General features: G+C 61.3%; 34 protein-coding genes. 2 read left to right on the top strand and 32 right to left on the bottom strand.

Annotated elements, in window-relative coordinates; all coding sequences use genetic code 11:
• The first annotated feature begins 5 nt into the window (after window positions 1-5).
• Window positions 6-1,139: an FAD-dependent oxidoreductase gene (locus RLW55_RS13525; protein WP_423414455.1), complete on the top strand. Its 1,134-nt coding sequence runs from the start codon at window positions 6-8 to the stop codon at window positions 1,137-1,139.
• A gap of 144 nt (window positions 1,140-1,283) precedes the next feature.
• The gene (locus RLW55_RS13520) at window positions 1,284-2,585 is read left to right on the top strand and encodes a hemolysin family protein (RefSeq protein WP_414463032.1); all 1,302 of its coding nucleotides are present in this window, start codon (window positions 1,284-1,286) and stop codon (window positions 2,583-2,585) included.
• Here the strand turns inward: RLW55_RS13520 and RLW55_RS13515 are convergent.
• The 32 genes from RLW55_RS13515 to rpsC form a co-directional block, all read right to left on the bottom strand.
• Window positions 2,578-3,381 carry an ATP12 family chaperone protein gene (locus RLW55_RS13515; protein ID WP_409560350.1) on the bottom strand — a complete coding sequence of 268 codons (804 nt, stop codon included), beginning with the start codon at window positions 3,379-3,381 and terminating at the stop codon, window positions 2,578-2,580. The two genes, RLW55_RS13520 and RLW55_RS13515, sit on opposite strands and share 8 nt — an antisense overlap.
• Window positions 3,378-4,058 carry an HAD-IA family hydrolase gene (locus RLW55_RS13510; protein ID WP_409560351.1) on the bottom strand — a complete coding sequence of 227 codons (681 nt, stop codon included), beginning with the start codon at window positions 4,056-4,058 and terminating at the stop codon, window positions 3,378-3,380. The genes RLW55_RS13515 and RLW55_RS13510 overlap by 4 nt, the downstream gene beginning before the upstream one ends.
• Window positions 4,059-4,134: 76 nt before the next feature.
• Window positions 4,135-4,650: a DUF6790 family protein gene (locus tag RLW55_RS13505; protein ID WP_423414454.1), complete on the bottom strand. Its 516-nt coding sequence runs from the start codon at window positions 4,648-4,650 to the stop codon at window positions 4,135-4,137.
• Between the two features lie 113 nt (window positions 4,651-4,763).
• Complete coding sequence (locus RLW55_RS13500) at window positions 4,764-5,168, bottom strand: DUF1398 domain-containing protein (protein ID WP_423414453.1); 405 nt, start codon at window positions 5,166-5,168, stop codon at window positions 4,764-4,766.
• Between the two features lie 31 nt (window positions 5,169-5,199).
• Complete coding sequence (locus tag RLW55_RS13495; protein ID WP_423414452.1) at window positions 5,200-5,562, bottom strand: MarR family winged helix-turn-helix transcriptional regulator; 363 nt, start codon at window positions 5,560-5,562, stop codon at window positions 5,200-5,202.
• 260 nt (window positions 5,563-5,822) lie between these two features.
• A complete protein-coding gene (locus RLW55_RS13490; RefSeq protein ID WP_409560355.1) occupies window positions 5,823-6,818 on the bottom strand; it encodes an RluA family pseudouridine synthase in 996 nt (331 codons plus the stop codon).
• A gap of 137 nt (window positions 6,819-6,955) precedes the next feature.
• Complete coding sequence (locus tag RLW55_RS13485) at window positions 6,956-7,645, bottom strand: VIT1/CCC1 transporter family protein (RefSeq protein ID WP_423414451.1); 690 nt, start codon at window positions 7,643-7,645, stop codon at window positions 6,956-6,958.
• A gap of 22 nt (window positions 7,646-7,667) precedes the next feature.
• Window positions 7,668-8,315 (bottom strand): ParB-like protein, encoded by a 648-nt coding sequence (locus RLW55_RS13480; RefSeq protein WP_423414450.1) that lies wholly within the window; start codon window positions 8,313-8,315, stop codon window positions 7,668-7,670.
• A 96-nt stretch (window positions 8,316-8,411) separates the two neighbouring features.
• Window positions 8,412-9,728 (bottom strand): replication-associated recombination protein A, encoded by a 1,317-nt coding sequence (locus RLW55_RS13475; RefSeq protein ID WP_423414449.1) that lies wholly within the window; start codon window positions 9,726-9,728, stop codon window positions 8,412-8,414.
• A 256-nt stretch (window positions 9,729-9,984) separates the two neighbouring features.
• Complete coding sequence (locus RLW55_RS13470) at window positions 9,985-10,638, bottom strand: polymer-forming cytoskeletal protein (RefSeq protein WP_423414448.1); 654 nt, start codon at window positions 10,636-10,638, stop codon at window positions 9,985-9,987.
• A 123-nt stretch (window positions 10,639-10,761) separates the two neighbouring features.
• Complete coding sequence (locus RLW55_RS13465) at window positions 10,762-12,195, bottom strand: Do family serine endopeptidase (protein ID WP_414463040.1); 1,434 nt, start codon at window positions 12,193-12,195, stop codon at window positions 10,762-10,764.
• A gap of 103 nt (window positions 12,196-12,298) precedes the next feature.
• Window positions 12,299-13,327 carry an NAD-dependent epimerase/dehydratase family protein gene (locus RLW55_RS13460; RefSeq protein WP_423414447.1) on the bottom strand — a complete coding sequence of 343 codons (1,029 nt, stop codon included), beginning with the start codon at window positions 13,325-13,327 and terminating at the stop codon, window positions 12,299-12,301.
• A gap of 409 nt (window positions 13,328-13,736) precedes the next feature.
• Window positions 13,737-14,162, bottom strand: a complete 426-nt coding sequence (rplQ, locus tag RLW55_RS13455) for a 50S ribosomal protein L17 (RefSeq protein ID WP_013948165.1) — start codon at window positions 14,160-14,162, stop codon at window positions 13,737-13,739.
• Between the two features lie 159 nt (window positions 14,163-14,321).
• Entirely contained in the window at window positions 14,322-15,344 is a 1,023-nt protein-coding gene (locus RLW55_RS13450; RefSeq protein WP_013948166.1) for a DNA-directed RNA polymerase subunit alpha, read from the bottom strand.
• A gap of 109 nt (window positions 15,345-15,453) precedes the next feature.
• Window positions 15,454-15,852 (bottom strand): 30S ribosomal protein S11, encoded by a 399-nt coding sequence (rpsK, locus tag RLW55_RS13445; RefSeq protein WP_013948167.1) that lies wholly within the window; start codon window positions 15,850-15,852, stop codon window positions 15,454-15,456.
• Window positions 15,853-15,952: 100 nt separating this feature from the next.
• Window positions 15,953-16,330: a 30S ribosomal protein S13 gene (gene rpsM / locus RLW55_RS13440; protein ID WP_013948169.1), complete on the bottom strand. Its 378-nt coding sequence runs from the start codon at window positions 16,328-16,330 to the stop codon at window positions 15,953-15,955.
• 187 nt (window positions 16,331-16,517) lie between these two features.
• Window positions 16,518-17,111 carry an adenylate kinase gene (locus RLW55_RS13435; protein WP_013948170.1) on the bottom strand — a complete coding sequence of 198 codons (594 nt, stop codon included), beginning with the start codon at window positions 17,109-17,111 and terminating at the stop codon, window positions 16,518-16,520.
• The gene (secY, locus tag RLW55_RS13430; RefSeq protein WP_409560363.1) at window positions 17,108-18,451 is read right to left on the bottom strand and encodes a preprotein translocase subunit SecY; all 1,344 of its coding nucleotides are present in this window, start codon (window positions 18,449-18,451) and stop codon (window positions 17,108-17,110) included. Before secY ends, RLW55_RS13435 begins: the two co-directional genes overlap by 4 nt.
• A 136-nt stretch (window positions 18,452-18,587) precedes the next feature.
• Complete coding sequence (gene rplO / locus RLW55_RS13425) at window positions 18,588-19,142, bottom strand: 50S ribosomal protein L15 (protein ID WP_414463042.1); 555 nt, start codon at window positions 19,140-19,142, stop codon at window positions 18,588-18,590.
• Between the two features lie 66 nt (window positions 19,143-19,208).
• Window positions 19,209-19,397 (bottom strand): 50S ribosomal protein L30, encoded by a 189-nt coding sequence (gene rpmD, locus RLW55_RS13420; RefSeq protein WP_013948173.1) that lies wholly within the window; start codon window positions 19,395-19,397, stop codon window positions 19,209-19,211.
• Window positions 19,398-19,461: 64 nt separating this feature from the next.
• Complete coding sequence (gene rpsE / locus RLW55_RS13415; protein ID WP_013948174.1) at window positions 19,462-20,037, bottom strand: 30S ribosomal protein S5; 576 nt, start codon at window positions 20,035-20,037, stop codon at window positions 19,462-19,464.
• A gap of 24 nt (window positions 20,038-20,061) precedes the next feature.
• Complete coding sequence (gene rplR, locus RLW55_RS13410; protein WP_013948176.1) at window positions 20,062-20,424, bottom strand: 50S ribosomal protein L18; 363 nt, start codon at window positions 20,422-20,424, stop codon at window positions 20,062-20,064.
• 11 nt (window positions 20,425-20,435) lie between these two features.
• Window positions 20,436-20,978, bottom strand: coding sequence for a 50S ribosomal protein L6 (gene rplF / locus RLW55_RS13405; RefSeq protein ID WP_013948177.1), 543 nt, complete (start codon window positions 20,976-20,978; stop codon window positions 20,436-20,438).
• Between the two features lie 42 nt (window positions 20,979-21,020).
• On the bottom strand, window positions 21,021-21,419 hold the full coding sequence (gene rpsH, locus RLW55_RS13400) for a 30S ribosomal protein S8 (RefSeq protein ID WP_013948178.1): 399 nt from the start codon (window positions 21,417-21,419) through the stop codon (window positions 21,021-21,023).
• Between the two features lie 12 nt (window positions 21,420-21,431).
• Window positions 21,432-21,737, bottom strand: coding sequence for a 30S ribosomal protein S14 (gene rpsN / locus RLW55_RS13395; RefSeq protein WP_013948179.1), 306 nt, complete (start codon window positions 21,735-21,737; stop codon window positions 21,432-21,434).
• A gap of 44 nt (window positions 21,738-21,781) precedes the next feature.
• Window positions 21,782-22,456: a 50S ribosomal protein L5 gene (gene rplE, locus RLW55_RS13390; RefSeq protein ID WP_423414446.1), complete on the bottom strand. Its 675-nt coding sequence runs from the start codon at window positions 22,454-22,456 to the stop codon at window positions 21,782-21,784.
• 3 nt (window positions 22,457-22,459) lie between these two features.
• Window positions 22,460-22,786: a 50S ribosomal protein L24 gene (gene rplX, locus RLW55_RS13385; RefSeq protein WP_013948181.1), complete on the bottom strand. Its 327-nt coding sequence runs from the start codon at window positions 22,784-22,786 to the stop codon at window positions 22,460-22,462.
• Window positions 22,786-23,154 (bottom strand): 50S ribosomal protein L14, encoded by a 369-nt coding sequence (rplN, locus tag RLW55_RS13380; RefSeq protein ID WP_013948182.1) that lies wholly within the window; start codon window positions 23,152-23,154, stop codon window positions 22,786-22,788. The genes rplX and rplN overlap by 1 nt, the downstream gene beginning before the upstream one ends.
• A 163-nt stretch (window positions 23,155-23,317) precedes the next feature.
• Window positions 23,318-23,548 (bottom strand): 30S ribosomal protein S17, encoded by a 231-nt coding sequence (gene rpsQ, locus RLW55_RS13375; RefSeq protein ID WP_013948183.1) that lies wholly within the window; start codon window positions 23,546-23,548, stop codon window positions 23,318-23,320.
• 14 nt (window positions 23,549-23,562) lie between these two features.
• Window positions 23,563-23,769: a 50S ribosomal protein L29 gene (rpmC, locus tag RLW55_RS13370; RefSeq protein ID WP_409560366.1), complete on the bottom strand. Its 207-nt coding sequence runs from the start codon at window positions 23,767-23,769 to the stop codon at window positions 23,563-23,565.
• A 16-nt stretch (window positions 23,770-23,785) separates the two neighbouring features.
• A complete protein-coding gene (gene rplP / locus RLW55_RS13365; protein ID WP_013948185.1) occupies window positions 23,786-24,196 on the bottom strand; it encodes a 50S ribosomal protein L16 in 411 nt (136 codons plus the stop codon).
• Between the two features lie 18 nt (window positions 24,197-24,214).
• Window positions 24,215-25,048 (bottom strand): 30S ribosomal protein S3, encoded by an 834-nt coding sequence (gene rpsC, locus RLW55_RS13360; protein ID WP_409560367.1) that lies wholly within the window; start codon window positions 25,046-25,048, stop codon window positions 24,215-24,217.

The raw sequence follows: 25,048 nt of genomic DNA, 5'->3' as shown, positions 1-25,048 counted from the left end.
TGGAAATGGCAATCGGTTCACGGATCGCAATTATTGGCGGCGGCCCCGGCGGATTGATGCTCGCCCGGCTACTGGAACTCCGCGGGGTGATTGCGACAGTGTTTGAACGCGACGCTCACGCCGGCGAGCGTCCGCAAGGCGGCTCTCTCGACCTTCATGCCGAGTCCGGCCAGCGCGCCATGCGTTGCGCCGGGTTAGAGGCGGAATTTCGTGCTGCAGCCCGACCGGAAGACCAGGGTGATCGTTTGTACGACGAACACGGAACGCTCCTGTTCGACTACGACGGCCTTGGCGACGACCGGCCCGAAATCGACCGCACAGAACTTCGCCGCATCCTGCTCGGCTCCCTTTCCACAACGGAGATGCGTTGGGGCTGCAGGATCACGGGTGTCCGCCCCACAGAGAATGGCGGTTACGATGTGATAAGCGACGGAATCAGCGAACACTTCGACATCGTCGTCGGCGCCGATGGCGCTTGGTCTCGCGTCCGTCCCCTGCTCTCCGACGCCACGCCTTTTTACGAGGGCGTCACCTTTATCGAACTCGGCTTCGATGCGAGCCGCCACCCGTCCGTCGATACCCTTGTTGGGAGGGGCAAAATGTTTGCGGTCGGCAACAACCGCGCGCTGATCGCCCAGCGCAACGGTCACGGGCATATCCGCGGCTACGCCGGTATTCGCATCCCGGAAGCTGAGGCTCAGAACTTGGCAAAAAGATCGACCGCCGAGATGCGCGCAATCGTCCGGGAGGCGTTCGACGGTTGGGCTCCGATGTTGACCCGGTTGATCGAAGACGGACAGATCATCGGCGTCCGCCAGTTGTATGCGCTGCCTGTTGGCCACCATTGGATCAGCAGACCTGGGCTCACAATGCTGGGCGATGCTGCGCACCTGATGTCGCCGTTCGCGGGCGAAGGCGTAAATCTCGCGCTCGCCGATGCCGTCGATCTTGCGGATGCGCTGACAGCGGAAAACGGCTGGTCGGCCGTTGCGCGTTATGAAACGGAGATGGTCGCGCGGGCGACGCCGGCCGCGGAAGAAGCATCAACCGGCTTGAACGGTGTTTTTTCGTCGACCGGCATTTCTGATGTCCTGGCGCATTTTAAGGAACGCATTGAGGCACGTATCCCAGCGCAGTAGGTTCCGTACATCGGCCGGGACGATGCAGAAATCCGGGGGCGGCCACCTAAAAGGCGACCTTGATTTGCCCCGTCCGTGCCCATAGCATAACGCTTCCCAACAACTTGGAGTGGCTTGGACGCACATCCGTCGGCCGCGAACATCGTGACCGAAGCCCTCATCGTTCTGGCCCTTGTTCTTCTCAACGGCCTTTTTGCACTTTCCGAACTTGCGATTGTTTCGGCACGCCGGCCGCGATTGAAAGCCATGGCGGCATCGGGCCGTTCCGGCGCGAACAGCGCGCTGGCACTCTCGGCGCAGCCCGGCCGCTTCCTGTCGGCCGTCCAGATCGGCATCACACTGATCGGCACGATCAACGGCGCCTATTCGGGCGAGACGTTCGGCGAGGACGCTTCCCTCTATCTGCAAAGCCTCGGCTTCAGCCGACAGATTGCCGACCCGGCCGGCTTCGGTATCGTCGTCGCGGTCATCACGTATCTTTCGGTCATTATCGGCGAATTGGTGCCGAAGACGCTGGCGCTGCGCAACGCCGAGGCGATCGCCTGTTTCGTTGCACCGATCATGACGGGTTTTGCGAAGATCGCGGCGCCCATCGTCTGGCTTCTCGATACCTCGACGAACCTCGTGTTCCGTCTTCTCGGACTGTCGCAGGAAAGCGAGAGCAAGGTCACAGATGAAGAGATCAAGACGCTTATCGCGGAAGCCGAGACGGCGGGCGTACTGGAGACGGGCGAAGGCGAATTGATTTCGGGCGTGATGCGTCTGGCAGATCGCGCCGTCGTCGGCATCATGACGCCGCGCACCGACGTCGTCTGGATCGACATCACTGCGTCGGACGAAGCGATCAAGGAACGGCTGATCTCTACGCCGCATTCGCGTCTGCCTGTCGGTGAAGGCTCGACCGACAAGCTGATCGGCGTGGTGCAAACGCGCGAGCTGCTGTCGAACCTCCTCTCGGGCAACAACTTCGATCTGAAGTCCTTCGTTCGCAAGGCGCCGATGATCCCCGAGACAGCGGCGGCACTCGACGTGCTGTCGGTGCTGCGAGACGCGGAAGTGCCGATGGCGCTCATCCACGACGAATACGGCGACTTCGAAGGCCTCGTCACGCCCGCCGATATTCTCGAGGCGATTGCGGGCGTTTTCAAATCCGATGCCGAGGGCCTTGAGCCCTATGCGGTCGAGCGCGACGACGGGTCGTGGCTGTTTTCCGGCGGTATGCCGGTCGACGAAATGGCCGACAAGATCGGCATCGTGCTGCCGGAGAACCGCTCCTATGAAACGGTCGCCGGATTCGTGCTTGCCGGATTGCAGCATTTGCCGAAGACGGGCGAGCACGTCGATATCAGCGGCTGGCGGTTCGAGGTCGTCGATCTCGATGCGCGCCGTATCGACAAGGTGCTCGCAAGCCGTCTGGTGCCGTTGCGGCGCAGACTTCCTACGTAGCTTTTCTGCACAAAGTCAGAAACCGCACGGCAGCGTCGAACTCGGCCCGGCGGCCACGGCGGCGTGCGAGGGCTTCGGAATCCTCACCCCAAAGCGAGATCTGATAATCTTCATCAACGTGCGCGGCTTTCCAGGCGGCGTCCGGGCTCAGCCACTCGCGGTCGATGGCGAGCGCAATCAGCGCAGAGCCGGTCAGCGTCGTAATGACGTGCAGGCCCGATAGCCGCATAGCGTTGTGCGGCTCCAATGCTTGCTCATAAGCGACGATCGCAGCGGTTGGCTGGGCGACGTGCACAATTCCGAATACGACGCGAAATTCGGCGTTGAGCGTCTCGTTCGCCCACGCGACGATCGGATCCCAATGCTCGGCCTGCAATTCGACGAGTTTTTCTGGTGTCGCTGCGCGATAGCAGATGAGATCGGTTCCGGCATAAGCGGCGATATCATCGGCAACGGCATCAAGCGTATCGGCGACGGCATCGATGGCCGTGTTGGCGAAACGCGTCAACGGCATATGCGCAGGGTTGATATGCTCGGCCTGGGCGCGCCATTCCTCGGCGATGGCTTCTGCGAGTTCGTGCGTCGGCAAGGCGAGCGCACGCTTCTTCGGCGTTTTGATCGGGCGACCATCGAGCAGGACGCTAAAAGGTGCCGTGTCGCTGACACTCACCTCCTTGTAGAAGCGGCGCGGCAGTGGTTTGGCGAGGCTATCGCTCAGGACTTTGCCCGGCCCCCCGGATGGCCGCGGCGCCGCAGGCCCAGCGCCGGATTTGCCTTTTCCGTTCTCGTCGTTCATGCGGCGCTGCTTTCAAGTGCGAGGACATCGTCGATGGCTTTGGGCAGATCTTCGAAACGTTCGACGATAATATGAGCGCCGGCGTTGTTTAGTTCCGCCACCGTGTGATAGCCCCAGGCGACGCCAATTGCCGCCACGCCAGCCGTCCGTGCCATCGCCATATCATACGTCGTGTCGCCGATCATGACCGTAATTTCGGGCGTTGCGTCGGTTTCCAGAATGGCACGCTGAAGCATCGAGGGATGCGGCTTGGACGGATGATCGTCGGCAGTCTGGATGGTTGCGAAACTTCCGTGCCAGCCTTCGCGATCGAACAGGCGGTCGATGCCGCGACGGGACTTGCCCGTCGCGATGCCGAGAAGGTGGTCGTCACGCGCGGCAAGATTGGCGATCGTTTCCTTGGCTTGCGGAAACAGGATCTCAGTTTCGGCCGGATCGTGCTTCAGCTCCCGGAACGCCATCTTGTAGCGTTCGGCGAGCGCAGCGCGCGTCGCCTTGTCAACATCGGGGGCCAGCACTGCAAACGCCTCAGGGAGCGAAAGCCCGACGACCGAGAGCGTTGCCTCCCGCGTCGGCGGGGTCATCTCGAGCGTGGTGAAGGCATGCACCATCGACAGCACGATGCCCGCCTGGCTGTCGACGATCGTGCCGTCGCAATCAAAAACAACGAGTTTCATGGGGGCGTTTTAGCATGGGGATTTTTGGTTTGCACCCGGTGCCCCCCCTTACGGGGAGCCGGCCGCCGAGCGCGGATTAGGCGGCCGGCCGGCCGAGGCGATGCTGGAGCCAGAGCAACAGGAAGCCGAAAAGCGGGATGAGGAAGTCCAGATAGAAAATCACGCCGGCGTTGCCGGGCGCAAAATTGTGCTGCGTCACGATCTGGTAAATGTGGCCGAAGCCCGCGCCGAGCGCGAATAATGCCGGTCCGACGATGGCCGCGAGACGAAGGTCGAAGCTTCGGAACGCCGCCAGAAACCCGACGACTGAAAAGCCGAGGCTCGCCGTGCCCACTTCGAACTGAAACGGACTATCGGCCCAGCCGATGAACTGAGCCGCCATTTGTCCGAAGAAGGAATGCATCACGAAGTTGTAGAAGAAGCAGACGCCGATAGCCCAGAACACGTGCCACGAAATCAACTTCTCGACGACCACGGCCGCTGTCACGGGTTTGGGAGCACGCATAATCGCGGCGAGCGAAAACAGAAGTCCGACAACGAGAAACGTGAGCGTGAAATTCGAAAGAACGAACCTGATGATTTCCGCGATCATGACGGCGCCCTATGGGAAAAGCTCGAATTTTCTAACGATTGAAATAGAGGAACTTGAAGCAAAAAGCCCGACGAGAGAGGTGCGTTCCTTCCGGCCGCAGGCATCGGCAAGCGTTAGAGATTGGGGAAGTGCTCAACATGCGTCTCGGCGGTACGTCCGAAGTATACTACTCGGCGACCCGAAAACGAAACGATGTAGCCGGCGCAACCAGCGGCTTTCACCTTTCGGCAGAATCCTTTGTAAGTGTATCCGGGAGCCCCGCTCTGCGCTTCGTGGATCGCCGTCTTCACCGTCTCGCCGAGAAACTCGGGTGCTACCGTCTCTTCGTCGGGGAGCAATGAGAGTTCGATGCTATCTCCGTCGGGAAGATAATAAGCGCATACCTTGCGCCTATAATCGACGCTATATCCCTCAAAGCCCGCTGCGATCAGCGTTCCGACAATCGTCGGAAAGTCCATGCTCGCATCGTACGCCGCCGCAAGGGATGCTATGGCAGTGGCTGTCTGTTTCTCCTTCATCCTTGCTCCCGGGTTGTCGGTGTCATTCCGATTAATTGACGGGGATATCATTCAGGCTGTGGCGCTTAACGATTTTCTCTAAGGTTCGCCTCAGCGCTGACTGCTCTTCTGAGCTCAGCACGCCGAAAAACTGTTGATCGTTGACGTCCGCGAGCTTGGCCAGCCGAGGAACAAGGCCCCGACCCTTTCCGGAAAGCTTGAGCGTATGTGCCCGCCCGTCATCGAGATTTTCCTTCCTCTCGATCAGCTGTTTGGCCAGCAATCTGTCGGAGAGCTTGCTGATCGCTCCCCGCGTCATACCCATTCTCGTCGCGAGCTTGCTGGGAACAAGCTCGTCGACGTCGAAAAGCACCCGCAGGACGACCCACTCCGCAACTGTTACGTCTTCTGCCACCAGCCTGCGCGCAAAGGTGGTCGAGACGTTATTGGAGACCAACCTCAGCCAATAGCCGAGGTGATCGGTTAGGTCGGATACGGGAATCTTTCGAGACATCGTTGCCCAATATGATTTACAAGGAAACCATATTATGGATAAAGTTTCCTTGTCAACTATACTGACGTAGCCGTTGCGAACGTATCAACCGCGTTCCGCCCAGACACGAATTGATTGAGCCTATGCTGCAGCCCCAAAACGGTCGGCTGGCGCGCCGCTTTCTACTCGAACTTTTCTTCGTCGAAACCCAGAAGTTCCCACGTGCGCCGCATGTGATCGGGCAACGGCGCGGTAACGTCGATGGTTTTTCCGCCTTTCGGATGCGGAATGACGAGACGGCGTGCGTGCAAGTGCAGCTTCTTATCGATGTTTTCGGCGGGCATGTGAACGTCGCCCTCGTACTTGTTGTCGCCGACGATCGGATGGCCGATGAGATGCATGTGCGCGCGCAATTGATGCTGGCGGCCGGTCACCGGCTTCAGCGAAACCCATGCCGTCTTATGCGCGGCGCGGTCTACAACCGAATAATGGGTCGTCGCGTGCATCGCGACTTCCTGCTCGCCGGGCTTCGCCTTGCGCACGCGATCCCCATCAGGGCCTGACGCTTTGACGAGGGCGGCTTCGACCTTGCCCTGCGGCGGCTTCGGAACGCCCTTGACGAGCGCCCAATAGGTTTTCGCAGCGGAGCGCGTCTGGAACGTTCGGCCGAGCTTCGCTGCCGCCTCGCGCGTTTTCGCAACGAGCAGCACGCCGGTCGTGTCGCGGTCGAGGCGATGGACGAGGCGCGGACGCTCGCCGCCAAAGCGATCAGCCATGCCTTCGAGCATGCCGTCGATGTGTTTCTTCGTACCGGTGCCGCCCTGGACCGCGAGGCCGAACGGCTTATTTAGAACGAGAACGTAGTCGTCCTCGAACAGGATCATCTTTTCGATGGTATCGCGGTCGCCCTTTGAGACGCCGGGAGGGGCCTGCAGTCCCGGCCCCGACTTTTTGGGCTGACGAACGATCGCAGGAACGCGGATTTCTGCGCCGACATTGAGACGGTCGTTCGCCTGCGCGCGCTTGGAATCGACGCGGACCTGACCGGAACGCAGAAGCTTCTGGAGATAGGTGTAGCCGACCTCCGGGAAATGCACGCGAAACCAGCGGTCGAGGCGCATATCGGCCTCGCCGTGCGCGACGCGCAGCGTTTCGACTTTTGAAGGCGTGTCGGTCATAGAAGCGTCCAACGTCGTGCAGCCCCAGAACATTCCGGTGGCAAGCTAAGTGCGAAGATCATACGAGGAATCCTTAGCGGAGAATTCCGTATAGCGCCGATCCGGGCGGCTAGGAAGGGCGGTAAGATAAACGGCCGCTAAACGGCGGCCCCAGAAAGATGGCCGATGGCCGAGGTTATCGCCATTGCCAGCGCGCCCCAGAAGGTTACCCGCACAACGGCACGCCCAATATTCGCTCCGCCGGCCTGGGCGCCGATGGCGCCGAGAGCCGCGAGGCAGACCAGAGAGGCGGCGGTGACGAACCAGGTCACGCGGCCTTCCGGCGAGAAAAGCGCCACCAGGACAGGAACTGCCGCCCCGACCGCGAAAGACGCGGCCGATGCCATCGCAGCCGTGATGGGGCGTGCCGTCGTCAACTCGGAAATGCCAAGTTCCTCTCGGGCATGGACCCCAAGCGCATCACGCGCCATCAGTTGCTGCGCAACTTGACGCGCGAGCGATGGCTCAACGCCGCGGGCAACATAGATGTCTGTGAGTTCCTGAAGCTCGAAATCCGGTTGCTCGACGAGTTCTTTGCGCTCTCGGGCAAGGTCGGCATTTTCTGCGTCCCGTTGGGAGCTGACTGACACGTATTCACCGGCAGCCATTGAAAGCGCACCGGCGACGAGGCCGGCGACGCCCGCAATGAGAATAGATTGCTGCGAGGAATCGGCCGAAGCGACACCAGCGATCAAGCTTGCCGTCGAGACAATGCCGTCGTTGGCGCCCAGGACGGCGGCCCGAAGCCAGCCAACGCGTTCTACAACGTGCTGCTCGGTCGTCGCCATGTTTCTCTCTTACCTGCTAACGTTATGAGCGTGCATGAGGCCCGCACCAACCGGGAAGATACGATGCTTCGGGGCTTTTGGCGAACTGAAGTGCCTGCGTCAGCGCAGATTCGGGATCGGCTTTGGCGATCTTGGCATCGACACGGCGGCGGAGTGCATCGGCCCAAAGAAATTCACTGAATGGCGTTGCATCCTTCGCGTAGCCACCCGCAAAGCGAAGTTCTCCCGCGAGGCTGCGATAGGGATCGTCCGCCAGTTCGGCTATCGACTTAGGAAGTTCCGTGCGCGTCTGGCGCTCGCCGTCGGTGTCGAACGGATGCATCCAGCCGCGATTGTCCATGAAGCGCCAGAACTCTTCTTTGTCGAGCGCACGAAGGTCGGCGACCGGCGAAATCAAAACCTGCTCCACGCCTTCGTCATGCAGTGCACGGCCTAGATGATGATGATCTATGACGTAGTAGCGGTTCTTCGGGCCGCGGACGACAGGGATCATGTGGCGGCCGAGGAATGTGCCCGTCTTTGTCGGCGCGAGTTTCTTCCATTCGGCGCGTTTGCGCTCGACCTCGCGCATGCCGACCGTCATCTGCGTCGGTCGCAGATCGGCAATGGCGATCGAATGCAGCAGCGGCTGCGGCGATCGCGGGTTTGGTTCTATCGATTGTTCGGCCATCTGACGATCCTCGGAGGTCGGCATTCTAACGTCGCAACAGTCGTAGCGGATTTCGAACCGTTCGCGGACTTACCAAACTGTAAATGGCGGGGAGGCCTATCTGCTACTCCGTTCGGCGCGGAGTTTGGCCCAATAATCGAGGCGTTTCTTGATTTCGCGTTCGAAGCCGCGCTCGGGCGGGTCGTAGTATTGCGGGCGCTTCCGGAATTCCTCGGGGAAATAATTCTGCCCTGAGAACGCATCCGGCTGATCGTGATCGTAGAGGTAGTCGGAGCCATAGCCCTCCTCCTCCATCAGCTTGGTCGGCGCGTTTAGGATCGTCTTCGGCGGCGACAGCGAACCATGCTCTTTCGCAGCACGCATCGCCGCTTTGTAGGCGACGTAGTTGGCATTCGATTTCGGCGCCGTCGCGACGTAGATGACGGCTTCGGCCAATGCAAGTTCGCCTTCCGGCGAACCCAGGAAATCGTAGGCATCCTTCGCCGCGTTGGCGACGACGAGCGCTTGCGGATCGGCGAGACCGATGTCTTCGACCGCCATCCGCACGATGCGACGCGCAAGGAACAAACGATCCTCACCGCCGTCAAGCATCCGGCAGAAGTAATAGAGCGCAGCGTCTGGGTCGGAACCGCGCACAGCCTTATGCAGCGCAGAGATCAGGTTGTAATGACCTTCGCGCGACTTGTCGTAGAGCGGCGCGCGGCGCTGCACGAGCTTGACGAGGGCTTCGCGCGTCAACGGTTTGCCCTTCGCTGGAACGGCAGCAAACACGTCTTCGACGAGGTTCAAGATCGAGCGGCCGTCGCCATCGGCCATGCCTTTCAACGCGTCTCGGGCGTCATCATCGAGCGGCAGCGGCCGGCCGACCTCCTTCTCAGCGCGTTCCAGGATCGTTTCAAGGTTTTCGTCCGTCAGACGATTGAGAACCAGCACGCTCGCGCGCGAAAGGACAGCGGCGTTGAGTTCGAACGACGGGTTCTCGGTCGTGGCGCCGACGAGCGTGATCGTGCCGTCTTCCATGTAGGGCAGGAAACTGTCCTGCTGCGAACGGTTGAAGCGATGTATCTCATCAATGAAGAGCAGCGTGCCCTTGCCCTGCTCGCGCATGATCTTGGCACGGTCGAACGCTTTGCGCAGCTCGGCGACGCCGGAGAAGATGGCCGAGAGTTGCTCGAACACAAGGTTCGTTTCGCCTGCGAGCAAGCGCGCGATCGTTGTTTTGCCGGAGCCGGGCGGCCCCCAGAAAATAAGGCTCGGCACGCGGCCACTCTTCAGCATCCGCGTCAGCGTGCCTTCGGGTCCGACGATATGTTCCTGGCCGACGACTTCCGACAGCGTCTTGGGGCGCAGCCTATCGGCGAGCGGCCGGGGTGCGCTCTTTTCCAGTCCGGCGGCTTCGAAGAGATTGGTCATACGCGCCTTATATAAGGCCGCGCGGCTGGCGTCCAAAGGCTCTTTTGGTGGCGCTTGGCGACACGCGTCCCGCGCGCCGGCCGAGTACTTTATTTGCGCCGAGCGACTCCGCTCCGCGGAGCCGGCCGCCGGGCGCGGACATTCGCTTCACCCTTTGTCATGCCGACGAAGGTCGGCACCCAACGGCTGTCGCGACTTGTCTGGATCCCGGCCTGCGCCGGGATGATGGCAGTTGGAGATGGGTGTCCGATTTTAGCTAATCGTTCCGTACAGCGACGTTGACCGTTTGTGGCGTGCCGGAGGTGGCGCCGGAGACGTCGCTGACTTCGACGTCGAAACGGGCCTGTGCCGCGTCCGAGCCATCGTGCGTGAAATAGACCATGCCGCGTTCGAGGTCAGCCTGCGAGAACGTCGCCACGGCCTGCGCAGGATCGTTGGACAGGACGACGGAACCGCCCGACGCATTCGAGATATGGAACGTCAGATTTTCGGGCCGGTCGTCGGGATCGAGGGCGTTGAGGTCGGCCGTGGTGATGCGCACCGAGCGGCCTTTCGTGACGGTCAGGTCGAGATCGCCGCCAAGGGTGGGCGGGATGTTACGGACGTGGGCCGTGAGTTCGCCGCCCTCTTCCATCGACAAGCGGCCGTACTTGATCTTGCCAGCGGCTTGGCCGGTGCTCTTGATCTGAATGAGCTGCTGGACGCGGACGTCGCCCTGGATGGTGCCGCGGATTTCTGCGGTATCGGAATTGATGGCGCCGAAGAGCCTGCCGCCCTCTTGCACGATGACCTCGGAGGCCGTGACGCCACCTTCGACGTAGCCCCAGATTTCGACGCGCTGGCCGCTTTTGACCTCGCCCTTCAGGACGGCGTCCTCGCCGATGATCAACACGCCACGGTTCTCGGACATCGGCTCACTCCGTTACGCCTACTGGGCGCGACCGCGTAGGTCGCGAGCGTAACCTCGGCCATGATTTTGTCAGCTTCTCGACAGTTGCGCGGTAATCGAGGTTAACACCCAGGGCTGCGATCCCTAACCCGGCACCTGAAGCTGGAGGACGCGGTTGCCGCGCTTGACGGAGATCTGCCAGAGCTGCTGGCGCGTTTCGAGTGCTTGGTCGGCCTCGTCGACGTTGGCGATCTTCTTCTTCCCGATGGCAACGATGACATCGCCCGGCTGGAAGCCGAACTGCTGGGCCAGCGAGCCGTCGCGCACGGACGTCACGACGACGCCGTCCGTCTGGTCGAGATTGTACTCATCGGCGACGGACGGCAGGATGTTGGAAATGCGCGCACCATCGAGCGGGTGATTGCCCGAGAGATTCTTGGCGTCGCCCTTGCCAGGCTTCGGCGCAGCGACGAGCGGCATCTCTATATCGACCGGCTTTTTGTTGCGAATGACGGTCAGCTTCGCCGTGCGGCCGATGCCTTTCGTCATCAAACGATAATAGACGGCACGCGCATCGACGACCTCAACGCCATCGACATGCGTAATTACGTCTCCGGCCTGAAGGCCGGCGTCTGCGCCCGGCCCTTTATCGTAAAGTCGGGTGACGACGGCACCCGAAACGCGATCGAGGCCGAGGCCTTCGGCGAAGTCCCGCGTCATGGCTTCGATCTTAGCGCCGAGCCACGGCTTTTCGACCTTCCGGCCCTTCTCCGCACTTTCGGCGTAGACGCGAACCAGGTTCGACGGAATGGCAAAGCCGATACCTACAGAACCGCCGGACTGCGAATAGATCATCGTGTTGATGCCGACGAGGCGGCCGGACATATCGACCAGCGCGCCGCCGGAGTTACCGGGATTGATGGCCGCGTCGGTCTGGATGAAGACTTGGCTGTCCGATTGACCGATCTCCGAACGCGACAAGGCCGAGACGATGCCGCTCGTTACTGTCTGGCCGACGCCGAAGGGGTTGCCGATGGCGAGCACGAGATCGCCGACTTCGAGCGAATCTGAATCATCGAACTGCAGATAGGGGAAATTACCGTCGCCGCCTTCGATCTTGAGCACGGCGATGTCGGCCTTGTCGTCCTGCGCGATGACCTTGGCGTCGAATTCGCGCTTATCGGCAAGCGCCACGCGGATGGCGGCGTCGCTGCCGCCCTTGATGACGTGCGTGTTCGTGACAACGAGGCCCTCGCGATTGACGATGACGCCGGAGCCCAGCGAACTCAACACGCGCTCCGACGGACGGCCGAAAGCGTCGCCGAAGAAATGGCGGAAGAAGGGATCGTTGGCGAAGGGTGAGTCGAACGTGCGAACGCGGCTGCGGACATAGACGTTGACGACCGCAGGCGCGGCCTTCTTCACGATCGGCGCGTAGGAATACTGGATAGCCTCGCGCGAGGGCGGCGGCATCTTCTCTTGGGCGGACGCCGTTTCCGCCGGACTGAAGATCTTCGGTGTGACGGCCGCACCAGCGACGATGGCAGCACAGACGAGGATCCATTTCTTCATTGTCATCGATCAGCTCTTCGCGATGGGTCTTGCAAGACCGCCCCATAGTTGATGCTCGACCGTCTCCGGCGAGACGAATCCGATCGCAGAGATAAGGTCTGGGGTACGGTCAGATCAACCTAAGGTCTCGTAATGATCGAACCGCGGCGACGACGGCGTCGTCGGCGTTACGGAGCGTAAGGCCCAGTTCTGCCTTCACTTTGGCGTTGGTGTAGTCTTTCTTTTCGCCGAGCTCAGGCAGAACGGTCCGCAACTTCCTGTCGAATATGGCAGCTATTCGCACGGCAAAGTCGGGAAGCTCGAATTTCGGCACCTTGGACGCGATATCCGGCAGTTCGCGCGCCATGATGCGGCCCAGCTCATAAAGGCTCAAGCGCCCCTCGCCGACCAGATAGCGGCTGCCGCCGACGCCGGGACGTACTGCCGCTTCCGCGTGCGCTGCGGCGACGTCGCGCACATCCGTCACGGGAAAGCTTATGCTCGGAGCTGCCGGATAGGTCCCTTTCGCCATGATACGATAAAGCTCGTGCGAGGTCGAAAGATCGGCATCGACGGCCGGGCCTTGCACGAAACTCGGATTGATGGCGACCAGCTCGGGGGCACCGGGTGTCGACTCGACGAAGTCCCACGCGGCCTTTTCGGCGATGGTTTTCGATTTGACGTAGGGCGTCAGATCGGGGCGCGTTTCATCGCTGTAATCCTGCTCGGAATAGATGTGCCCCGCCGACACGCCACTGGGGTAGAAGATCGCGACGGTGGATGACGTCAGCACCACGCGCGTGACGGCAGCTTTCGTCGCGGAGCGGAGAACGCGCAGCGTGCCATCGAGCGCGGGCAAGATCACGTCATCGGGATCGTCCGGCTGCGAAATCGGAAACGGCGAAGCCGTATGAACGACGGCATCGGCGCCCGCGATGGCGTCGTCCCAGCCGGCGTCGCTGGTCAGATCGGCGACCGCAAACGACAGCTTCGAAGCATCAGCACCGAGGCGCGTCACCGCCGCGCGAACGCCATCCGCCTTACCCATGTTTCTCAGCGTGCCGCGAACATTGTGTCCACGACGCAGAAACTCGGCAATCGTATACTTGGCGACAAGACCGGTTGCGCCGGTCACGACGACCTGAGAATCCGAAGGCATGTGACGCACCAACCGTTTCAAAGGCGGCACGCGCCTCGCGCACCGAATAGAGACGATAGTCGGGCAGAAAGCGTCCAGATGGCAACGTCAGATCGACGATAAAATGCAGTCTGCGGGGCTCGCGTCACACACGTGTAATGCAGATGAGCGACAACCTCGGCGAAAGAGCTGGAGGGGGCATCGCAATTTCTCGATGTGCTGAGCCTGCAGGATTTAATCCCGCTCCTACGCACGCTTACACATCATATCGCCCCCAAAGCAAAACCCCGGCGCAGCTCTCAGCGCCGGGGTTTTTGATTTTGGCTGCCAGTCTAACGAGCGCATCAACGCCATAGCTTAAAAGCCACAAACGCAAATGGCCGGGCTTGCCCGGCCATAGCAAATTCGTGCTGGTCGCCTCAAGCGCGAGTTAGCTCTGGGCCTGCTCGGCAAGCATGGCTTCGTGGCGGGCCTTGTCCTCGGCGCCCTTCACGCTCTCGTCGCGATCGACGAGTTCGATGACGGCGCGGGGCGAGTTATCGCCGTAGCGGAAACCGGCTTTCAGCACGCGCGTGTAGCCGCCGTTGCGGTCCTTGTAGCGTGCAGCGAGCACGTCGAAGAGCTTCTTGACCATGTCTTCGTCGCGGAGACGCGCGATCGCGAGGCGGCGCGAGTTCAAGTCACCGCGCTTTGCGAGCGTGATGTACTTATCGACGACGCGCTTCAGGTCTTTCGCCTTCGGCAGCGTGGTGACGATCTGTTCGTGTTTGATGAGGGCAGCCGCCATGTTCGAGAACATTGCCTGGCGGTGACCAACGTGGCGGCCAAAACGGCGGCCGAGTTTCTTGTGTCGCATCGTATCTTCATCCTTACATTGTGAAAGCAACCGTCAGCGGATTGCTGTCCGGTCTGAGCGCGGGAGTTTCTGTGGCCTCACCTTCGCTCATAGGACCCGGTGCTCTCTGAGCTATCCGGGTATTCGGCCGGCCCACGAACCGCGGGCCAGCCGGAATTCTTAGTACTGGTCTTCGAAACGCTTCGCCAGCTCGTCGATGTTGTCCGGCGGCCAGTTCGGAACTTCCATGCCGAGATGGAGACCCATCGTGGCGAGGACTTCCTTGATCTCGTTGAGCGACTTGCGGCCGAAGTTCGGCGTGCGCAGCATCTCGGCTTCCGTCTTCTGGATCAGGTCGCCGATGTAGACGATGTTGTCGTTCTTCAGGCAGTTCGCAGAGCGGACCGAAAGCTCGAGTTCGTCGACCTTCTTGAGAAGCGCGGCGTTGAAGGCGAGCTCCGGATGGCGCTGCTCTTCCTGGGCCTTCTTCGGCTCTTCGAAGTTGATGAAGACCGCGAGCTGGTCCTGCAGGATGCGTGCGGCAAGCGCGACGGCATCTTCCGGGCGGACCGAGCCGTCGGTTTCGACGACCATCGTCAGCTTATCGTAGTCGAGGATCTGGCCTTCGCGGGTGTTCTCAACCTTGTAGGAGACCTTCTTGACCGGCGAATAGAGGCTGTCGACCGGGATCAGGCCGATCGGCGCATCTTCCGGACGGTTGCGGTCAGACGCGACGTAGCCCTTGCCGATGTCGGCCGTGAACTCCATGCGGATCGCGGCGCCCTGGTCGAGGTGGCAGATCACGTGGTCGGGGTTCAGGACTTCAACTTCGGACGACATTTCGATGTCACCGGCGGTGACGGGGCCAGCGCCTTCCTTCTTGAGCACCATGCGCTTCACGCCTTCCGAATGGATGCGGAGCGCAATTTCCTTGATGTTCAAGATGATGTTCGTCACGTCTTCGCGGACGCCGGGGACCGACGAGAACTCATGCAGCACGCCGTCAATCTGCACGGTCTTGATGGCGGCGCCCTGAAGCGACGAAAGCAGCACGCGGCGGAGCGCGTTGCCGAGCGTCATGCCGAAGCCGCGCTCAAGCGGCTCAGCGACGACCGTCGCGATGCGCGAACGATCGCGGCCGGTCTGAATTTCAAGCTTCGACGGCTTGATCAGGTCTTGCCAGTTCTTCTGGAGAACGTTCACGAGATACCTCGTTTAGTTTGGCGCGGACGGGGGAGCGGGCCGCGGAATCTCTTGAGCAGTGCATGCATCGCCGCGCGCCGGACGAGCGGCGCGCTGGCAGAATTTCGTATTAGACGCGACGGCGCTTGCGCGGACGGCAGCCGTTGTGCGGGATCGGCGTCACGTCGCGGATCGAGGTGATCTGGAAGCCAACAGCCTGAAGCGCGCGGAGTGCCGATTCACGACCCGAGCCCGGACCGCAGACTTCGACTTCGAGCACCTTCATGCCGTGCTCCTGGGCCTTCTTGCCGGCATCTTCGGCAGCGATCTGAGCAGCGTAGGGCGTCGACTTGCGCGAGCCCTTGAAGCCCTTCGTGCCCGAAGACGACCAGGCGATCGTGTTGCCCTGCGCGTCGGTGATCGTGATCATGGTGTTGTTGAACGACGCGTTGACGTGCGCGACGCCCGACGTGATGTTCTTCTTCTCGCGCTTTTTGACTTTGCCGCGCGCTGCTGCTTCCTTGGCCATTACCGTCGTTGCTCCATGCCTCAACCGATGAGGCTAAAAACGTTGCGCGCGCCGGAGATCTTAAAAACCAGACCGGCGCGCAGAAATTTGCGGTGACGAACTACCTCGTCGCCTTCTTCTTACCGGCGATCGGAACAGCCTTGCCCTTGCGGGTGCGGGCGTTCGTGTGCGTGCGCTGACCGCGAACGGGGAGGCCCTTGCGGTGACGAAGACCGCGGTAGCAACCGAGGTCCATCAGGCGCTTGATGTTGGTCTGAACTTCGCGGCGAAGATCGCCTTCGACCGTGTAATCGCGATCGATGGTTTCACGGATCTGCAGGACCTCAGCGTCGGTCAGCTGATTGACGCGGCGCTCCGGCGGGATGCTGCACTTCTCGCAAATCTCTTTCGAGAATTTGGGGCCAATGCCATGAATATAACGCAGCGCGATTTCAACGCGCTTGCCTGTCGGAATGTTGACGCCTGCGATGCGGGCCACTTCAGTCTCCTGCCTTTAATCTCGTGTCGAATTAACGATGCCGTCTTCGATATTTCTCAAGTGCCAAAAGGCGCAACGACCGCAGAACCGGGGGTTCAAGCCCTGGTCGGATCAAGTTGAGCCCTAGAAGAAAGTTGCGTGTTCTACCTCGGGTCTTCCCTTCCGTCAATGCGTGCTTTTTTCTTTGTCAAGCATCCTGGAATTGATTCAACAATGCACCAATCTGGCGGCTTACGTCGGCGATCGGCGCCATGCCGTCGATCGACTTCAGCAGCTTGTGAGCATAATAGTAACCAATGAGCGGCGCCGTTTCGCGGTAGTAAGCGATCAGGCGCGTTTTCAGGGCCTCGGCGTTGTCGTCGGCGCGGACTGTGCCACCTGCCGCGAGCGTTTCGCGAGCGCGGGTCTCGATCCGCTCCACGAGCTTGGTGTCGTCGACCTTCAGCTCGATCACGCAATCGATATGGCGGTTTTTCGACTTCAGCAGATCGTCCAGCGCGTCGGCCTGGGGCAGCGTGCGCGGAAAACCATCCAGAATGAAGCCCTTGGCGCAGTCCGGCTCGGAAATGCGGTCGGCGATGATGCCGATCACGATCTCGTCGCTGACGAGGCCGCCTTCCGCCATGATCTTCTTAGCCTTGAGGCCGACCGGCGTTCCGGCTTTCACGGCTGCGCGGAGCATATCGCCGGTGGAAAGCTGAGGCAGTCCGAGCTTCTCGGAAATGATCTGCGACTGCGTCCCTTTGCCCGCTCCTGGCGGGCCCAACAGCATCAGGATCATCGGCGCGTCCCGCGAAGCTTGGCCTTCTTGATGAGGCCTTCGTATTGCTGGGCGATCAGGTGGCTTTGGACCTGAGCGACGGTATCCATCGTGACGCTGACGGCGATCAGCAGCGAGGTGCCACCGAAGTAGAGCGGGATGCCGGCGTAGGACGTCAGGATCTCAGGGAGAACGCAGACTGCTGCAAGATAGAGTGCGCCGACGACGGTGATGCGGGTCAGAACGTAGTCGATATACTCGGCGGTCTTATCGCCAGGGCGGATACCGGGCAGGAAGCCGCCGTACTTGCGCAGGTTGTCGGCCGTTTCCTTCGGGTTGATCACAACCGCGGTATAGAAGAACGCGAAGAACAGGATCAGCAGCGCGTACACAAGCATGTGGAGCGGCTGGCCTGAACCGAGCGCGGCGACCGCCTCGTTGAGCCATTCCGGCCCCTGCCCTGCCGTAAACTGGGCAACCGTGATCGGCAGCAACAGCAGCGACGAGGCGAAGATCGGCGGAATGACGCCCGACGAGTTGAGCTTCAGCGGCAAGTGCGACGCCTCGCCCTGGAACATCTTATTGCCGACCTGTCGCTTCGGATACTGGACGAGCAGACGCCGCTGGGCGCGCTCGAAGAAGACGATGGCCGCGACGACCGCCAGAGCGAGCGCCAGGAAGAACACGAGAATGCCGGGCGAGATCGAGCCGGTACGCGACAGCTCGAAAAGTTGTACCAGCGCGCCGGGAAGGCCCGCGACGATACCGGCGAAGATGATCAGCGACGTGCCGTTACCAACGCCGCGCTGCGTGATTTGCTCACCGAGCCACATCAGGAACACGGTGCCGCCGACCAGTGTGATAACGGTCGTGGCGCGGAAGAACAGGCCGGGATCCATGACGACAGCGCCGGCGGCGTTGCGCGAGCCTTCGAGGCCGACGGCGATGCCGTAAGCCTGGAGCGCGGCGAGCACGACCGTCAGGTAGCGCGTATATTGGTTGATCTGCTTGCGGCCCGCCTCACCCTCTTTCTTGAGGGCTTCGAGCTTCGGCGAAATCGAGCTCATCAACTGCATGATGATCGACGCCGAGATGTACGGCATGATGTTCAACGAGAAAATGGCGAGACGCTGAAGCGCACCGCCCGAGAACATGTTGAACATGCCAAGAATGCCGCCCGCCTGAGACTTGAAGGTCTCGGCGAATGCGGCCGGATTGATGCCCGGCAGCGGAATGAACGTGCCCAGGCGGAAGACGATCAGCGCACCAAGCGTGAACCACAGGCGCCGCTTCAAATCCTCCGCCTTTGCGAAGGCGCTGAAATTCAGGTTCGAAGCAAGCTGCTCGGCAGCGGAAACCATTGGTCTCTTCTCCTAACCGTTGTGGCGATGGCCGACAGGCCCAACCACAACTTGGGTCCGGAACGCGCCGTTTCCAGTGCCTTCCAGCCTCGAACGCTCGGCCGGGACCAGTCCCCCGCTCCGGCCGGGCGCGCGATTAATCTTCCGATTTCGCGGCGCCGGGCTTCTTGCCCTGAGCAGCCTTCTTGGCCTCTGACTTCTTCCGCTTTTCTTCGTCAGCGGCGATGACCTTCGGCTCGATCAGCGTGATCGTGCCACCGGCTTTCTCGATCGCTTCCTTCGCCTTGGCGGAAGCATGGTTGACCGTGATCGAGATCTTGGCCTTGATCTCGCCATCGCCCAGAAGGCGCAGGCCGTGCTTCGGGCGGCGAACGATGCCGGCCTCGATCAGCGTCGCAAGGTCAACCGGCTTCGAGCCGTCGAGACGCTTGTCTTCGATGGCCTGCTGCAGCGAGCCGACGTTGATCTCGTTGAAATCCTGCGGACGCCACTTGTTGAAGCCACGCTTCGGCAGACGACGATGCAACGGCATCTGGCCGCCTTCGAAGCCGCCGATCGCGACGCCGGTACGGGCCGTCTGGCCCTTGCCGCCGCGGCCACCCATCTTGCCGAGGCCCGAACCGATACCACGGCCGATGCGGACGCGCGTTTTCTTGGCGCCGGGGTTGTCTTTAATGCCATTGAGCCGCATGGGACCCAGATCCTTCTTTGCTTGCGCTCGGCGACTCCCGTTCCGGGAGCAGGCCGCCGAGCGTGGTTATTTCCCTTCTTCGACCTGGACGAGATGCTGAACTTTTTTCAGCATGCCGCGGACGGCCGGGGTATCTTCGAGCGTCGAGGTGCGACCGAGCTTGTTCAGCCCGAGGCCGATCAGCGTCTCAGCCTGCCGCTCGGGGCGCCGATTGGGGCTGCGCACCTGCTTCAGCGTGATCGTTTTCTTCGACATGTCGTAACCTCAAAATCCCATAGCAAAGCGGCACGGCACAACCGGCCGCTTTCGTTGTTCTCTATCAGACGTCGGCGCCGGCTTCGGCAATCGACGAGCCGTCGCGACGGCGCGATACGATATCGGAAACCTTTTTGTTGCGACGTGCTGCGACGCCGCGCGGGTTTTCCTGGGCCTTCAGCGCGTCGAACGTGGCGCGAACGACGTTGTAAGGGTTCGTCGAGCCCATTGACTTCGCGACGATGTCGTGAACGCCGACCATCTCGAAGACGGCGCGCATTGCACCACCGGCGATGATACCCGTACCGGCCGGAGCCGAGCGCAAGATCACCTTACCCGAGCCGTGACGGCCGACGCTATCGTGATGAAGCGTGCGAGCGTCGCGCAGCGGCACGCGAAGAAGGTTGCGCTTGGCGCCTTCCGTTGCCTTGCGGATCGCTTCGGGCACTTCACGCGCCTTGCCGTGGCCGAAACCGACGCGGCCCTTCAGGTCGCCGACGACGACCAGCGCAGCGAAGCCGAAGCGCTTACCGCCCTTGACGACCTTCGCAACGCGATTGATGTGCACGAGCTTATCGGAAAACTCGCTATCGCGTTCCTCGCGGTCTCTGCCACGCTCTCTCTGGGGTCCACGTGCCACGATCTAGTTCCTCTCGAGTATCTCTTAAAACTTCAGACCGCCTTCACGGGCGGCATCGGCGAGCGCCTTGACGCGCCCATGAAACAGGAAGCTGCCGCGATCGAAAACGACCTCGGTGACGCCAGCCTTGACAGCGCGTTCTGCAACGAGCTTGCCGATGGCTGCAGCGGCCGCCTTGTCGGCGCCGGTCTTCAGCGTACCCTTGACGTCCTTCTCGAGCGTCGAGGCAGCGGCGAGCGTTACGCCCTTCACGTCGTCGATCACCTGAGCGTAGATGTTCTCCGACGAGCGGTGAACAGAGAGCCGGGGGCGGCCGTTGGAGGCTGCCTTGACGGCACGGCGAACGCGCGCACGGCGGTTCGCAAGTTTTTGGTTCATATTGGCCATCGGTGCCGATCCTACTTCTTCTTACCTTCCTTGCGGAGGATGTATTCGCCCTTATAACGCACACCCTTGCCCTGGTAAGGCTCAGGTTTGCGGGAGGCGCGGATGACGGATGCCACCTGGCCGACCGCCTGCTTGTCGATGCCGGAAACGTTGACCAGTTCCTGCTTGGCGCCGCCAACCTTGACCTCGACACCGGCCGGAATCTTCAGCACGACGTCGTGGCTGTAGCCGACCGAAAGGGTCAGCGTATCCTTGCCCTTCATGGACGCCTTGAAGCCCACGCCATGGATTTCGAGATCCTGGCTGTAGCCGTCCGTCACGCCCTTGATGAGGTTCGCGATCTGAGTGCGCGACATGCCCCACTTCGAGCGTGCAAGTTTGGTGTCTTCGAGAAGGCTGACGTCGATGCCTTCGTCCGTTCTCTGAACCTTCAAAGCGTCGGGAACAACAAAGGCGAGCTCGCCCTTGGGTCCCTTCATCTTGACGGTCTGACCGGTGATCGTCGCCGTTACGTTCGACGGGACCGGAACGGGTTTCTTACCGATGCGCGACATGGCTTCTTCAAACCTTGTTTCGCCGAGGCCAAAGCCCCAGCCTTAGAAAATACTGCAGATGACTTCGCCGCCGACATTGGCTTCGCGCGCCTTCGTGTCCGACATGACGCCCTTCGGCGTGGACAGAATGGCGACGCCGAGGCCGTTGGCGACCGTCGGGATGCCCTTCACGGGCGAATAAACGCGGCGGCCCGGCTTCGAGATACGCTCGATCTCACGGATGGCCGGCTGGCCATTGTAATACTTGAGCTCGATCTCGAACTGAGGGAGTTCGCCCTTCATTTCGACGCGGCTATAGCCACGGATGTAGCCTTCCTCAGCGAGAACGTCGAGGACGCGCGCGCGGAGGTTCGAGGCCGGGGTCGCAACCTTCGGACGGCGACGCATCTGGGCGTTCCGGATGCGAGTGAGCATATCGCCGATGGGATCATTCACGGACATTGATGCTTCCTCTTACCAGCTCGACTTGACCATGCCCGGGATGCGGCCCTGGCTCGCCAGCTCGCGGAGCTGGTTGCGGCACATCTTGAGCTTGCGGTAGTTGCCGCGCGGGCGGCCGGTGATCTCGCAGCGATTGCGGATGCGCACCTTCGAGCCGTTACGGGGCATCTCGGCCAGCTTCAAGCGGGCAGCGAAACGCTCTTCCGGCGTCTTGGTCTTGTCCTTAGCGAGCAGCTTCAGGCGCTTACGCTTCGGGGCTTGCTCCGCCACCATCTTGCGGCGGCGGTTGTTCTTTTCGATCGAACTGACTTTTGCCATTTCTTCTCCTCCAAAGGCCTTTCGGCTTTGAGTGCCGAGGTCCTCTAGCTACGGAACGGGAAGTTGAAGCCCTTGAGCAATTCACGGGCTTCGTCATCGGTCTTGGCCGACGTGCAAACGATCACGTCGAGGCCCAAAACGTTGTCGACCTTGTCGTAGTCGATTTCGGGGAACACGAGGTGCTCCTTCAGGCCGGTCGCGTAGTTGCCACGGCCATCGAAGCTCTTCGGGTTCAGACCACGGAAGTCCTTCACGCGCGGCAGCGCGATGGTGACGAACCGGTCGAGGAATTCGTACATGCGGTCGCCGCGGAGCGTTACCTTGGCGCCGATCGCCATGCCTTCGCGCAGTTTGTACGTTGCGATGGCCTTGCGGGCGCGGGTAACGACCGGTTTCTGACCGGCGATGAGCGCGAGATCGGAAGCCGCGACGTCAACTTTCTTGCGATCGTTGACGGCTTCGCCAACGCCCATGTTGATGACGACTTTTTCGATCTTCGGAATCTGCATCACGTTGGCGTAGCCGAACTTCTCTTTGAGAGCGTTGCGGACGACCTTCTCGTAATGCGATTTCATGCGCGGCTTGTAATCGGCCGGACGCGGCGCAGCAGGTGCACGCGGCTCGGACGAAGCGGCCTTCTTGCTGGCCTTCGCCTTCTTGTCACCGCCCTGGGCAGCGCCGCCCTGCGGCTTCACTGATTTTTTTTCTTCCTTAGCCATGGCTTAGTTCTTCTCCGGGATCTGCTCGCCCGAGCGCTTCGCAACGCGGACCTTCTTGCCATCGGCGAGGACTTTGAAGCCAACGCGGGTCGGCTTGCCGTCCTTGGGATCCTCGAGCGCGATGTTCGAGAGGTCGATCGGACCTTCCTTGGAAATAATGCCGCCTTCCTGGGTCGCCGACTGGCGCTGATGACGGCGCACCATGTTGACGCCACGCACGAGGGCACGGTGTTCTTTCGGGCGAACCTCGATCACCTCACCGCGCTTGCCTTTGTCGCGGCCGGCGAGGACGACGACGTTGTCGCCCTTCTTGATTTTAAAAGCCGACATCAGAGGACCTCCGGCGCAAGCGATACGATCTTCATGTGGTTCTTGGCGCGAAGCTCACGCGTCACGGGTCCGAAGATGCGGGTGCCGACGGGTTCGCCGTTGGCATTGACCAGCACAGCGGCGTTGCGATCGAAGCGGATCAGCGAACCGTCGGCGCGGCGGATACCCTTCGCGACGCGGACGATGACAGCCTTCATCACCTGGCCCTTCTTGACGCGACCCTTCGGGATCGCCTCCTTGACGGAGACGACGATGGTATCACCCACTGTCGCGTACTTGCGCTTCGAGCCGCCCAGCACCTTGATGCACTGGACGCGGCGCGCGCCAGAATTGTCGGCGACGTCGAGATTGCTCTCCATCTGGATCATCGCGTCATTCCTTCTCTCATGGCTTCGAGAGGCATACTCTCCAAGCCCATCTCATCATTTTCCCAACCGGCTCGCGGGGTCTTGGGGCAATTCCCAACTCTCCGACGGCCTGAAAGGCGCTCTACGTAAGCGTTCGATCGCTTAGCGAAGCGAGGCTTATGCCTCAATTCGCGACGGCAATCCAACGTTTGTTCTTGGAGATCGGCCGGGTCTCTTGAATTTCGACCTGGTCGCCTACCTTGAACGAATTCGATTCATCGTGAGCGTGGTACTTCTTCGTACGACGCACGGTCTTCTTCAGCAGCGGATGGGTGTAGCGACGCTCAACCTGAACGACGATGGTCTTGTCGTTCTTGTCGGATACCACGACACCCTGCAGCACGCGCTTCGGCATAATCTCGTTCTCCCTTACGCGCCTTTTTTGACGCTGCCACCGCGCCGGGCAACGGCTGCGGTCTTGACGCGCGCGATGTCACGGCGGACCGTCCGGATGCGCGCGGTGTTCTCGAGCTGGCCCGAGGCCTTCTGAAAGCGCAGGTTGAACTGCTCCTTCTTCAGCTTCGCCAGCTGGTCGTCGAGCTGATCGATCGACATGCCCTTAAATTCGTCGGCCATGACTGTTCCTCAACTCCTATTCAATTCGCGTAATGACGCGGCATTTGATCGGCAGCTTCGCAGCACCGAGCGCCAGCGCTTCTTTAGCGACCTGGGGATTCAAACCGCCAAGCTCGAAAATGATGCGGCCCGGCTTCACGCGCGCCACCCAAAGCTCGGGCGAACCCTTACCGGAGCCCATGCGGACTTCGGCAGGCTTCTTCGACACCGGCACGTCCGGGAAGATGCGCAGCCACATGCGGCCGGCACGCTTCGTGTGACGAGCAATAGCGCGGCGCGCAGCTTCGATCTGCCGAGCGGTGAGACGCTCGGGCTCCATGGCCTTGAGGCCCACTTCGCCGTAAGCGAGCGTGGTGCCCGACTTAGCGACGCCGTGGATGCGGCCCTTGAATTGCTTGCGGAACTTGGTCCGTTTCGGTTGCAGCATTGTGTGCCTCTGAATTCCTTACGCTTCGGGCGCCGACGGAGTAGCGTCGGAAGCGGCCGGTGCGTTGCCGCCACCCGCGCCACCACGGCCACCACCGCCGCCGCGTCCACCGCGGCCCGGACGACGATCACGACGATCCTGACGGTCGCCATCGTCACGACGCGGACGCGGAGCGCCGCTCTCTTGCATTTCCGTGAGCTTCTTGTCGGAGGCCATCGGATCGTGCTCGATGATCTCGCCCTTGAAGACCCACACCTTGATGCCGATGATGCCGTAAGCGGTGCGTGCAACGCCGTAGCCGAAATCGATGTCGGCGCGAAGCGTGTGCAGCGGCACGCGGCCTTCGCGATACCATTCGGTGCGGGCGATTTCAGCGCCACCTAAGCGGCCGGCGACGTTGATACGGATGCCGACGGCGCCGAGACGGAGAGCCGACTGAACAGCGCGCTTCATCGCGCGGCGGAACGCAACGCGGCGCTCAAGCTGCTGAGCGATGCCTTCGGCGATCAGCGTGGCGTCGATTTCTGGCTTGCGGATCTCGAGGATGTTCAGGTGAACTTCCGAGCTCGTCAGCTTCGCAAGATCGGCGCGCAGACGCTCGATCTTCTCGCCCTTCTTGCCAATCAGGATGCCGGGACGCGCCGTCATGACGGTGACGCGGCACTTCTTGTGCGGACGCTCGATGACGACCTTCGAGATGCCGGCTTCGCGCTGCTCTTTCATGATGTGGGCGCGGATGGCGCGGTCTTCATGAAGCAGCCTGCCGTATTCACCGCGAGCGGCGAACCAGCGGCTGTCCCAGGTCCGGTTGATGCCAACGCGAAGGCCGACGGGATTGACTTTCTGACCCAT

The organism is Hyphomicrobium sp. B1, from assembly GCF_049532635.1.
GTDB lineage: Bacteria > Pseudomonadota > Alphaproteobacteria > Rhizobiales > Hyphomicrobiaceae > Hyphomicrobium_B.
This window is presented reverse-complemented; position numbering and strand designations above follow the sequence as displayed.

What these genes read in the sequence shown, in the direction of transcription:
- RLW55_RS13435 (WP_013948170.1), bottom strand. Translation starts at nt 17,111, where the DNA reads ATGATCCTGATGCTGTTGGGCCCGCCAGGAGCGGGCAAAGGGACGCAG.
- RLW55_RS13485 (WP_423414451.1), bottom strand. Translation starts at nt 7,645, where the DNA reads ATGGCGACGACCGAGCAGCACGTTGTAGAACGCGTTGGCTGGCTTCGG.
- RLW55_RS13510 (WP_409560351.1), bottom strand. Translation starts at nt 4,058, where the DNA reads ATGAAACTCGTTGTTTTTGATTGCGACGGCACGATCGTCGACAGCCAG.
- secY (WP_409560363.1), bottom strand. Translation starts at nt 18,451, where the DNA reads ATGGTTTCCGCTGCCGAGCAGCTTGCTTCGAACCTGAATTTCAGCGCC.
- RLW55_RS13475 (WP_423414449.1), bottom strand. Translation starts at nt 9,728, where the DNA reads ATGACCAATCTCTTCGAAGCCGCCGGACTGGAAAAGAGCGCACCCCGG.
- rpmC (WP_409560366.1), bottom strand. Translation starts at nt 23,769, where the DNA reads ATGGCCGACGAATTTAAGGGCATGTCGATCGATCAGCTCGACGACCAG.
- rplR (WP_013948176.1), bottom strand. Translation starts at nt 20,424, where the DNA reads ATGGCCAATATGAACCAAAAACTTGCGAACCGCCGTGCGCGCGTTCGC.
- rpsN (WP_013948179.1), bottom strand. Translation starts at nt 21,737, where the DNA reads ATGGCAAAAGTCAGTTCGATCGAAAAGAACAACCGCCGCCGCAAGATG.
- rpsC (WP_409560367.1), bottom strand. Translation starts at nt 25,048, where the DNA reads ATGGGTCAGAAAGTCAATCCCGTCGGCCTTCGCGTTGGCATCAACCGG.
- rplX (WP_013948181.1), bottom strand. Translation starts at nt 22,786, where the DNA reads ATGTCGGCTTTTAAAATCAAGAAGGGCGACAACGTCGTCGTCCTCGCC.
- RLW55_RS13505 (WP_423414454.1), bottom strand. Translation starts at nt 4,650, where the DNA reads ATGATCGCGGAAATCATCAGGTTCGTTCTTTCGAATTTCACGCTCACG.
- rpsQ (WP_013948183.1), bottom strand. Translation starts at nt 23,548, where the DNA reads ATGCCGAAGCGCGTGCTGCAGGGTGTCGTGGTATCCGACAAGAACGAC.
- rplQ (WP_013948165.1), bottom strand. Translation starts at nt 14,162, where the DNA reads ATGCGACACAAGAAACTCGGCCGCCGTTTTGGCCGCCACGTTGGTCAC.
- RLW55_RS13460 (WP_423414447.1), bottom strand. Translation starts at nt 13,327, where the DNA reads ATGCCTTCGGATTCTCAGGTCGTCGTGACCGGCGCAACCGGTCTTGTC.
- rplN (WP_013948182.1), bottom strand. Translation starts at nt 23,154, where the DNA reads ATGATCCAGATGGAGAGCAATCTCGACGTCGCCGACAATTCTGGCGCG.
- rplO (WP_414463042.1), bottom strand. Translation starts at nt 19,142, where the DNA reads ATGCGGCTCAATGGCATTAAAGACAACCCCGGCGCCAAGAAAACGCGC.
- rpsK (WP_013948167.1), bottom strand. Translation starts at nt 15,852, where the DNA reads ATGGCCAAGGAAGCAGCAGCGCGCGGCAAAGTCAAAAAGCGCGAGAAG.
- RLW55_RS13480 (WP_423414450.1), bottom strand. Translation starts at nt 8,315, where the DNA reads ATGGCCGAACAATCGATAGAACCAAACCCGCGATCGCCGCAGCCGCTG.
- rplP (WP_013948185.1), bottom strand. Translation starts at nt 24,196, where the DNA reads ATGCTGCAACCGAAACGGACCAAGTTCCGCAAGCAATTCAAGGGCCGC.
- rplE (WP_423414446.1), bottom strand. Translation starts at nt 22,456, where the DNA reads ATGGCTAAGGAAGAAAAAAAATCAGTGAAGCCGCAGGGCGGCGCTGCC.
- RLW55_RS13500 (WP_423414453.1), bottom strand. Translation starts at nt 5,168, where the DNA reads ATGAAGGAGAAACAGACAGCCACTGCCATAGCATCCCTTGCGGCGGCG.
- rplF (WP_013948177.1), bottom strand. Translation starts at nt 20,978, where the DNA reads ATGTCGCGCATCGGTAAGAAACCCGTTCCGGTCCCGTCGAACGTAACG.
- RLW55_RS13465 (WP_414463040.1), bottom strand. Translation starts at nt 12,195, where the DNA reads ATGACAATGAAGAAATGGATCCTCGTCTGTGCTGCCATCGTCGCTGGT.
- rpmD (WP_013948173.1), bottom strand. Translation starts at nt 19,397, where the DNA reads ATGTCGAAGAAAACGATCACGCTGAAGCAGGTGCGCAGCCCCAATCGG.
- RLW55_RS13515 (WP_409560350.1), bottom strand. Translation starts at nt 3,381, where the DNA reads ATGAACGACGAGAACGGAAAAGGCAAATCCGGCGCTGGGCCTGCGGCG.
- RLW55_RS13470 (WP_423414448.1), bottom strand. Translation starts at nt 10,638, where the DNA reads ATGTCCGAGAACCGTGGCGTGTTGATCATCGGCGAGGACGCCGTCCTG.
- RLW55_RS13490 (WP_409560355.1), bottom strand. Translation starts at nt 6,818, where the DNA reads ATGACCGACACGCCTTCAAAAGTCGAAACGCTGCGCGTCGCGCACGGC.
- rpsH (WP_013948178.1), bottom strand. Translation starts at nt 21,419, where the DNA reads ATGTCCGTGAATGATCCCATCGGCGATATGCTCACTCGCATCCGGAAC.
- RLW55_RS13525 (WP_423414455.1), top strand. Translation starts at nt 6, where the DNA reads ATGGCAATCGGTTCACGGATCGCAATTATTGGCGGCGGCCCCGGCGGA.